Raw genomic sequence first — 6,509 nt, forward strand, 5'->3', positions numbered from 1 at the left:
GGCGGCCACCACCCGGCGGGCGCGGCGCGACAGCGTGATCGCGGCCGGGATCGCCGCGAGCTCGTCGCGGACCACGACCACATCGGCGGTATCCAAGGCCAGGTCAGATCCGACGCGGCCCATCGCGATGCCGGTGTGGGCGGCCGCCAGGGCCGGTGCGTCGTTGACACCATCGCCGACCAGCGCCACCTTGGCGCCGCCGCGTTCGAAGTTGTGAATGCGGCTGACCTTGTCTTGGGGCAGCAGACCCGCGTGCACCTCCGGAATACCGACCTTGCCGGCCAGATGGCTTGCCGCGGATGGATTGTCACCGGTCATCAGCACCGGTGTGGTTTCAGTCAGGTTCGTCAGCGCGGCGACGGTCTGGGGGGCATTGGCGCGCACTCGATCCTCGAAACCGAGCACCGCGACTGGACCATCGTCGATGGTGACAACGACGGCCGTTTGGCCGCTGGCTTGCAGTTCGGCGGCCAGGGCGCCGGCCTGTTGGGCCAGCGTAATGTGCTGCGGCGACACGGGATCGGGCGTCGGCCCGCGACGCGGGTTGCTGACCTGCACGCGTCGGCCCGCCACCACGGCGCTTACGCCGCGGCCGGGCATCGCGGTGAACTCGTCGGCGGGCAGCAGGCGCAGCCCGCGGTCGCGTGCGGCGCCGACCAAGGCCGCACCCAGCGGGTGTTCGCTGGGCCGTTCGGCGCTGGCGGCCAGGGACAGCACCGTCGCCTCGTCCAAGCCGGCGCCGGGTAGCACACGGATCTCGGCGACCTGGGGCGTGCCCTCGGTGAGGGTGCCGGTCTTGTCGAACGCGACCATGGTCGTGTCGGCCAGCCGTTCCATCACCACCGCGGACTTGACCAGCACCCCGTGGCGGCCGGCGTTGGCGATGGCCGACAACAGCGGGGGCATCGTGGCAAGCACGACCGCGCACGGAGAGGCCACGATCATAAACGTCATCGCCCGCAGCAGTGTTGGCTGCAACGCGGCCCCGAACAACAACGGCCCGAAGAATAACGCCAGGGTGGCGGCCACCATCCCCACCGAGTAGCGCTGCTCGACCTTCTCGATGAACAACTGGGTCGTGGCCTTGGTCGCCGACGCCTCGGTGACCATCGCCACGATCCGCGCGAGCACGGTCTGCGATGCTTCCCGGTCGACGCGCACCCGCAGCGCGCCTGAACCGTTGAGGGTGCCGGCGAACACTTGCTCACCGGTGGTCTTGCTCACCGGAAATGATTCCCCGGTGATCGTGGACTGATCGACATCGCTTGCGCCGTCGAGTATTTCGCCGTCGGCCCCGACGCGTTCCCCGGGTCTGATCAGGATCTCGTCGCCCACCGCCAGCACCGCTGTGTCAACCCGCTGCTCGTGTCCGCCAGCCATCAGGCGGGTGGCCTGATCGGGTGCCAGGTCGAGCAGCCCCCGCACCGAATCCTCGGTGCGCCGGGTCGCCAGCGCTTCCAGCGCCCCTGAGGTCGAGAAGATGACGATCAGCAGGGCGCCGTCGAGGATCTGTCCGATCGCCGCGGCACCAATGCCCGCCGCGATCATCAGCAGATCGACGTCGAGTGTCTTGTGCCGCAAGGCCCGCAGCCCGGCCCACGCCGGCTCCCACCCGCCGGTCACATAGCACGCCAAATACAGCCCCCACCACAGCCAGCCAGGGCCGCCGGCTAACTGCGCGACCAATCCGGCCACAAACAACGCCGTCGCGGCCACTGCCCAGCGCACCTCGGGCAGGGCCCACAGTGCGGTGCGGCGGGGGGCAACCCCGGTGCGCGTATCCGCGATCTCGGCGGTAACCGATGCCATCGCGTCTCCCTGCGCCCGTATCTGTGGTGTCTGGTCAACTCGCCTAGACACTACACACGTATGAAGATCTCTTCATGTAAGGCTAGGACTACGATGGTTCGGTGGGCCACGGAATCGAGGGCAGGGACACCCCCGTCGCGGCACTCGACGCCGATGGCGCGGCGACCGTGGCCCAAACACTGCAGGCCTTGGCAACACCCAGCCGGTTGATGATGCTTGTCCGGCTGCGCCAGGGGCCGTGCTCAGTCAACGACCTCGCCGAGGAGATCGGCATGCACCAGTCGGCTGTGTCACATCAGTTGCGGCTGCTGCGCGCGCTGGGGATGGTCACCGGAACGCGCACCGGGCGCAGCATCGTCTATCGCCTCTATGACAACCACGTCGCTGAACTCCTCGATGCGGCCGTCTATCACATCGAGCATCTGCGACTCGGCATCCGCGACACTACGGCCTAAGTTTCTTCCCAAGCCGAGCGTGCGAGCTCAGGCGGTCACGCGCACTGCGGGCAGGTTCCATAGAGGTCGATGTGGTGGGTGACGTCGGCGTAACGGTGCTGCTGAGCGAGCCGGGCGGTGTGCAATTCGACATCGTCCACCGTGAACGCCACCGCCCGCCCGCACCGTCGGCACAGCAGGTAGTGGCGGTGCCCGCGGGTTGCGCACAGCCGGTAGAGCGTCTCGCCGTCTTCGGCGCGCTGCGTCTCGGCGATATTCTGCTCGACCAGGACGTGCAGGATCCGATAGACGGTTGTCAACCCGATCCGCATGCTGTGGCCTTGCCGGATCTCCATGTGCAGTTGTTGCGCACTGCGAAAATGGTCGCTGCGACCCAGCACGTCAAGGACCGCTTGTCGGTTGGCGGTCTTTCGAAGCCGCCGGGGAGGTGGCGCGGGCATCGTTGCGCTCCTCGGCTTGTGCAGCGTTATTGCCCCGCCAATGCGAAGCGGGAGCGGCGATCTCGGGAAGTGATCAGGGCGGCGAGCGCGTACATCGCCGCGGCGGTAGCCATGATGGTGAAGGTGGCCGGTGCCGCAGGAACGGCGTAGGCGATGGTGACGCCGATCCAGATCGCCGCGACTGCTAATACCGCCGACAACCAGAATCCGTGCCAGGGGCGGGTTGTCAGCCGGGCAGCGGCGGCCGCCGGCGCGGCGAGCAGGCCCAGCACCACCAGCGCGCCGATGATCTGGGTGGCCTCGGCGACGGTGGCTCCGACAAGCGCCAGAAACAGCGCGCCAAGCATGCGGGTCGGCACGCCGGCGGCCGCGGCGACGGCCGGATCGATAGTGGCGAACAGCAGCGGCCGCGCGATGGCGATCACTGCAATGCCCACACCCGCCGCCACGGCGACCGCCATCGTCTGGGCGTGGTCATTGATCCCGAAAATGCTGCCGAACAAGACATTAACGTTCGCGGTGCCGTTATTGCCGCTGCCGTGGGTGATGTAGTAGGTCAAAAACAGCGCGCCCAGCCCGAGCACCCAGGAGAAAAACGAGCCGATCACGACGTCGTCGCCGCCGCGGCGCCCGACCGAACCCAACGCCAATCCGGCGACGATGGTGGCCGCGAACAAGCCCGCGCGCATGTCCAGGCCGGCCACCAGCGCCGCCATGGCGCCGGTGTAGGCGACGTGCCCGAGTGCATCACCGGCAAAAACCTGACTGCGCAAGACAAGGAAGTAGCCGACCAGCCCACACACGGCGGCCACCGCGGTGCCGGCCACCAAGGCGTGGATGATGAACGGTTGGCCCAACATGTTCGCCAGCCCGCTCAGCGGACCAAGCGCGCCAGACCGTGTCATGTCGCCACCACCTGCCGAACCGCGGATTCCGGTTCGCGGATTCGCTGGCGACGACGGTCGACGCCGGCTCGGTAGCCGGCAGCCAGCAAATAGATAGCGAACGCCAAACTGCTCACCCAGAATCCGATCGGGTACGGAGAATAGAACGCCAACCCGATACCCACCCAGGTCACCGCGACCGCGATCACCACCGAAGTCGCGATACCCACCCCGGGATGCGCGGTGAGCCGAAACGCCGCCGCCGCAGGGGCGACCAACAGCGCAAACACCAAAAGGCTGCCGGTGACCTGGCTGGCACCGGCGGCGGCGACACCGAGCACCAGCATGAAGAGTCCGGCCACCAGCCGGGTCGGCACACCGTTGACCGCGGCCGTCTCCGGGTCGATCGACGTCCACAGCAGCGGCCGCCCGATCGCGGCCATCACGATCAGACACACCAGTGCGACCACGCTTAGCACGTCGAGCTGCTGGCTGCTGATACCGGCAATGGTGCCGAACAGCAGGTTGGTCAACCCGGATAGGAACCCGTGATAAAGGCTTACGAACAGCAAACCGGTCGCCAGTGCCAGGGCTTGAATTGTGCCGATCACCGCGGATTCCTCGCTGAAACCGGCTAGCCCGCCGGCCTTGGTCGGCGCCGGTAGCAGCGCGATCGCCGCTGCTGCGCCGATGCAGGCTGCGAAGTAGCCGTAGCCGGTGGCCAGCCCCAACCATGCCGCGGCGGCGGCCCCGGGAAAACCGACGACGGCCAGGGTGTGGCCGGCGAAGCTTTCCCGGCGCAGCACCATCATCCAGCCGACGACCCCGGAGACGACGGCGACGACGGTTCCGGCCCGCAGCGCGGTCACCATGAACGGATAGGCCCACATCTGCTGCACATCGGTGAACACATTCCAGCTCAGCTGCGGGTTCATCCGGCGTCTCCAGCGGTGTGCCCGGGGGGGACGTCGGGTTGGCCGACCACGAACAGTCGCCCGGCCCGGTCATGCAGCACGTCGATCGGGGTGCCGTAGAGCGCGCTGAGTTGATCGGCGGCAATCACTTGTTCAGGCGTGCCGCTCACCGCGGCTCCGCGTGCGATGTAGATGACCTGATCCAGGTAGGGCAGGATCGGGTTCACATCATGGGCGACCATCACGACCGCGACGCGTTCGCGGCGGCAGATGTCTCGCACCAGGGCGCTGATGCCGGCCTGGCTGGGCACGTCGAGGCTCTCCAGCGGCTCGTCAAGTAACAACAGTTGCGGCCTGCGGATCAGGGCCTGGGCGATCAGCAGCCGTTGCTGTTCACCGCCCGAGCACTGGCCGATCGGGCGCCGGGCATAGTCGGCGGCGCCGACTAAATCGAGTACCTCCGCGAGCCGGCGTCGCCGATCGGTGAACCGTTGCGGCGCCACCGCCCTGGTGAGCCACGGCAGCGGCGTTCCCCAGCGGGCGCCGTCCAAACCAAGTGACACCACGTCGATCCCGCGGATGCGCAGGCTCGCGTCGAACGTACGCCGTTGCGGCAGATACCCGATTCGGTTGTTGCGCCGCCCCGCCCGCGCACCCAACACTTGCACGGTCCCATGAGTCGGTGTCAGGCCCAATATCGCCTTGAGCAGCGTCGACTTCCCGGACCCGTTGGGGCCCAACACGGCGACGAACTGTCCGGCTGCCACGTCGAGGGACACGTCGCTCCAGATGGTTCTCCCGCCGACCACCGCCGAGGCGCCGCGCATCCGGACCGCGACGCCGTCGACAACCGGCGAGGCAGTCACTGTCGAGTCAGACGATGAATGAACCGTCGGTCACCTACTTACCCGTGGCGGTGTGCAGGGCGTCGGCAAGGGCGGTCAGCTGGGTGGTTTGCCAGTCCTGAAACGACGCGGTGGCCGGCGCCAGCGTCTCGGTCACCGTCGCCACCGGAATGTTCTGTTTCTTAACCGCGTCTACCAGGGCCTGCACATCGGGGGTGCTGTTTTGGCTGTTGTACACATACACCTTCATCGCGTTCGTCGCGATCTGCTGGTCGATGGTGGCCTTATCCGCCGGGGACGGGTCGGTACCCTCGCTGATCGCCTTGAGGAACTCCGGCGGGGTAATCAGGTTGAGCCCCAACGCATCCGATAGCGGCGAGAAAATCGATTCGCTGGCACCGACGGGGGTACCGGCGTACTTGGACTTGATGGTGGCGATCTGGGCGTGGTAGTTGGACAGGCCCTGGTTGAGGAACTGGTCATGCTGCTGATCGAAGTACGCACCGTCATTCGGGTCGGCCTTCTTGTAGGCGGCGGTAATCGCGTCCACCACCTTGGTCACCGAGTCCGGGGAATACCACTGATGCGGATTGCCGCTCTCCGGCACCCCGACAACATCGCCAACGGTGAGCACGGTCCGCTGCGGATTCGGGTTCGACGACAACAGCTTGTCGGCCCACGCGTCGTAGCCGATCCCGTTTTCCACCACCACCTTCGCGTCTGAGACCGTCCGCGCGTCAGCCGCCGACGGCTCATAGCTGTGCGGGTCGGTGTCGGGATTAGCGATAATGCTGGTCTCCTGCACCCGGTCGCCCCCGAGCTGCGAAGCGATGCTGCCCCACGCATTGATCGTGGCGACCACCGCCAGCTTGGGCCCCGCGCCCGCGCTGCTGCTCGAACCGCCAGGCCCCTGCGGCGCGTTATTGCTGCTACACCCCACCGCCCCCAGCACTATCAGGACGCCACACACCGCAGCCCATGTCCCAGCCCTGCGACCAAGTCGACCCGTCATAGGTGAGCTCCGTCCGCACAGTTAGTGAAAACGATTGTCATTTCGGCGCACAATAGCACGCCGCGCCAGCCACGTCGACTCCCGCTAGGCGAGTGCCGATCTGGTGAAGCAGCGCACGGCGCCCGAGCGGTGACCGGAGACGATGCGCTC

General features: G+C 67.2%; 7 protein-coding genes. 1 reads left to right on the forward strand and 6 read right to left on the reverse strand.

The genetic code is table 11. The annotated features are described in order from the left end of the window. The coding region (locus VE759_RS19110; protein ID WP_324935346.1) for a heavy metal translocating P-type ATPase at positions 1 to 1,809 on the reverse strand (1,809 nt) is incomplete at its 3' end. Positions 1,810 to 1,910: 101 nt separating this feature from the next. On the opposite strand from VE759_RS19110, the gene VE759_RS19115 reads away from it, so the two are divergent. Next, positions 1,911 to 2,264, forward strand: a complete 354-nt coding sequence (locus tag VE759_RS19115; RefSeq protein ID WP_324935348.1) for a metalloregulator ArsR/SmtB family transcription factor — start codon at positions 1,911 to 1,913, stop codon at positions 2,262 to 2,264. A 35-nt stretch (positions 2,265 to 2,299) separates the two neighbouring features. Here the strand turns inward: VE759_RS19115 and VE759_RS19120 are convergent, their stop codons facing one another. From VE759_RS19120 to VE759_RS19140, 5 genes are read right to left on the reverse strand one after another with little or no spacing between them, the layout of a single operon-like run. Continuing rightward, a complete protein-coding gene (locus VE759_RS19120) occupies positions 2,300 to 2,704 on the reverse strand; it encodes a transcriptional repressor (RefSeq protein ID WP_324935350.1) in 405 nt (134 codons plus the stop codon). 26 nt (positions 2,705 to 2,730) lie between these two features. Next, a complete protein-coding gene (locus tag VE759_RS19125) occupies positions 2,731 to 3,609 on the reverse strand; it encodes a metal ABC transporter permease (RefSeq protein ID WP_324935351.1) in 879 nt (292 codons plus the stop codon). Then, the gene (locus VE759_RS19130) at positions 3,606 to 4,523 is read right to left on the reverse strand and encodes a metal ABC transporter permease (protein ID WP_324935353.1); all 918 of its coding nucleotides are present in this window, start codon (positions 4,521 to 4,523) and stop codon (positions 3,606 to 3,608) included. Before VE759_RS19130 ends, VE759_RS19125 begins: the two co-directional genes overlap by 4 nt. Beyond that, complete coding sequence (locus VE759_RS19135; RefSeq protein ID WP_324935355.1) at positions 4,520 to 5,368, reverse strand: ABC transporter ATP-binding protein; 849 nt, start codon at positions 5,366 to 5,368, stop codon at positions 4,520 to 4,522. Before VE759_RS19135 ends, VE759_RS19130 begins: the two co-directional genes overlap by 4 nt. A 34-nt stretch (positions 5,369 to 5,402) precedes the next feature. Continuing rightward, positions 5,403 to 6,209 (reverse strand): metal ABC transporter solute-binding protein, Zn/Mn family, encoded by an 807-nt coding sequence (locus VE759_RS19140; RefSeq protein ID WP_324935357.1) that lies wholly within the window; start codon positions 6,207 to 6,209, stop codon positions 5,403 to 5,405. Positions 6,210 to 6,509: the final 300 nt, after the last annotated feature.

It is taken from the genome of Mycobacterium sp. (assembly GCF_035640695.1).
In the GTDB taxonomy this organism is placed as follows: Bacteria; Actinomycetota; Actinomycetes; order Mycobacteriales; family Mycobacteriaceae; genus Mycobacterium.

Bases quoted from the DNA above. Each gene is read 5' to 3' on its own strand.
- VE759_RS19120 (WP_324935350.1), bottom strand. From the start codon at position 2,704: ATGCCCGCGCCACCTCCCCGGCGGCTTCGAAAGACCGCCAACCGACAA.
- VE759_RS19125 (WP_324935351.1), bottom strand. From the start codon at position 3,609: ATGACACGGTCTGGCGCGCTTGGTCCGCTGAGCGGGCTGGCGAACATG.
- VE759_RS19130 (WP_324935353.1), bottom strand. From the start codon at position 4,523: ATGAACCCGCAGCTGAGCTGGAATGTGTTCACCGATGTGCAGCAGATG.